At 64.7% G+C, this 2,593-nt stretch carries 1 protein-coding gene; it reads right to left on the minus strand.

The annotated features are described in order from the left end of the window. Positions 1-817: 817 nt before the first annotated feature. Positions 818-2,398, minus strand: a complete 1,581-nt coding sequence (locus tag QRM89_RS11440; protein ID WP_285448066.1) for a CocE/NonD family hydrolase — start codon at positions 2,396-2,398, stop codon at positions 818-820. Positions 2,399-2,593 lie beyond the last annotated feature (195 nt).

Consider the following 2,593-nt stretch of genomic DNA (forward strand, 5'->3'; position numbering starts at 1 on the left):
ATCCATTTGGCCTTCTTGGCCCTATTACTCAGAAGATCGTGAACAGGTTCTTAGACCGTCAGTGCACTCACAACAGCAAAGCAGGTTGTGTTCGAGCTGCAGCGCTTATTGATCAATCACTCGCATGCAGATCAGGAACACGAGATTCGCATTCGATAGCGCAGGCGACGCGTCGAACTCAGACAACCACCGCCGCGGCTTGATGAACTCCACATCCAATCATGTCCTTCAGATCATTTAGGACAGCTCCACCGCACGCATGCATATGGCCACCAACCTAGACCTACAGGGTGCCCCCGAGCCACCGATGCGGCGCCGTTCGAAACAGAAGTCATGTTGCAAAAGCCATTGTCTGGATCACACCGCCCTGCTTTTTTGTTTGCACCCCGGCACACCGACATCCTCGACCGGTCCTTGCCCGCTCACCGTCGCGGGACCTTTGGCGGCATGGATGCCGCCAAAGAGCCTATAAGGACGTACTTGCGGCGTGTCCCGCGATGGTGAGCGGGCAAGGACCCTGCAACGTCACCCCAGTTAGCGCCGTGCAACCAACGCAGACGAAGGGATGAGACACACTGAAAAGCAAAACACCGCATGTGCGAAGACAGCATCAGTTACGAGCACATGCATGCACCCCGACACAATCATCCGCAATCCAAGGCACCGATCAATCGACAGCCGTCGGCCGGCTTATCGTCTTATGCACGCGAAGCTGCACTTCGCACTGAAGTCCTGCCCACACGCCCAAGCACGCTCCCATCCGACGGCTCTCGGCAGCCTTCTGCCACCGAGCCTCTTCAGTATCAAAAATACAAGCTCATCGCAGCGGCACATTCAACACCGATGGCGTCGCTGCCGGCGATGTAAAGGTCAGCGTGCCGCCACCGTCGCTGGCATCGGTGTAGCGCGCATCGCGCGTGTCGACCACCAACACCAGGCGCTGCCCGGCCGGGATCTCTGCTGCGGCCGCCTGCAGCGCCCAGTCCAGCGTCACCGGCGTGCCGGGCGTTGCGCCGCGCAGCGAATACGGCGCGTGGGTCAGCAGCTGCGCAACGCCCAGCGCATCCATGCGGTACAGATAGGCGAACAGGCTCACCTGCGTCTGGCTGGGCACCACGGTGACCCGCAACGATGGACTGCCGGCCAGGCGGCGCACTCCGCTCGACGGTGCACCCACCCACACCGCCGCACCGGCCCGGTTCACCAGCGGGATGGAAGTGGTCACTGGCAAGCCGATTCCCTGCAACAGCCCACTGGCCAGCACCACGCCAGACTCGGCGAGCGTCGGCACGTCGGTACCAATGCGCGACTGCCAGCCGCTGGCTGTGCCGTTGATCAAGCCGCCCGTGGGGCTGAGCAGACCGCCCGGCGCGGAGAGCCCGAACCGCGTGGCGCCCTGTTGCACCGCCGCCCAGTCTGGGTAGTCCAGCCATTGCCCGGCGCGCAGCGACAGCCGCACCGGCGCTTCATCGTCCACACCATTGCGCAGCTGCTTGAGGTGGCGGTCGAACCAGCGCGTGGTCGCCGTGTACACCGCGTTGGGCAGCCCGAGCGCGCCCGGCAATTCGGCGGTGGCATGGTCGCCTTGGCTCAACAGCAATTGTTTGGGGCCGCGCAGCTGGTTATAGAACGCGATGGTTTGGTTGGGCGGAAACAGGCCGTCGTTGAAGGCATTGCCCAGCAGCACCGCGGTGCCGCGCGCATTGAGCGCCGCCACATCGCCCGCCGGGCTGCGCGATGCGGCCTGCGGCAGGAAGCCCTGCACCGCGCCGTCGTAATCGCCAGCCGCCACCCTGGCGCCGATCTTGGCCAAGTCCGGCCCCGGCCGGCCGGTGAGCGCGCCTGCCCCTACCAGCAGGCCCACGCCCTGCTGGCTCACCGTGCGATTTGAGTAAAGCGAAGCTTCCAGATCCGCCCACCCGCTGAGCGCGGCCACCGCCTTGATGCGCGGGTCGCGCTCGGCCGCCAGCAGGCTGATGCCCGCACCATAGGAAATGCCTGAGGCGCCAATCGCATCGGGATTGGCCGGCGTATGCGCCAGCGCCCAGTCGATCACCGCGCTGACGTCTTCCACGGTATCCGGCCCGGCGATGTCGATCTGCCCGGCCGAATCCCAGAACCCGCGCGAGGTGTAGCTGACCACCACATAGCCATCGCTGGCCAACTGGGTGGCGCGCCCGAGATATTCTAGATTCGGCAGCGACCAGCTGGCCGGCATCACGATCAGCGGAAATGGCCCTCTACCCTGCCCTTGCGGCACCAGCACCAGGGCGCCCATCTGCGCGCCGTCCCAACCCGGAATCCGTTCGTAGGTCTTGCTGAAGGCACCGGCCAGAGCCGACGCCGACGACAGCAACAACGCCATGGCGGCAAGACCGCCCATCCAACGCTTGTCCATCGTGTTCTCCCACGCAAAGCCGGGCCGGGATAGCCCAGCGGCAACTGCCATGCATCCGTGGTTCGGGGGAGAACGTGGCGAACGTACCAGACGGTACGGTATGGCTCAAGGGCTGGGAATCGGGAATCGGGAATCGGGAGTCGGGAGTCGGGAGTCGGGAGTCGGGAGTCGGGAGTCGGGAGTCGGGAGTCGGGA

The organism is Xanthomonas sp. LMC-A-07, from assembly GCF_030208825.1.
Taxonomy (GTDB): domain Bacteria; phylum Pseudomonadota; class Gammaproteobacteria; order Xanthomonadales; family Xanthomonadaceae; genus Xanthomonas; species Xanthomonas campestris.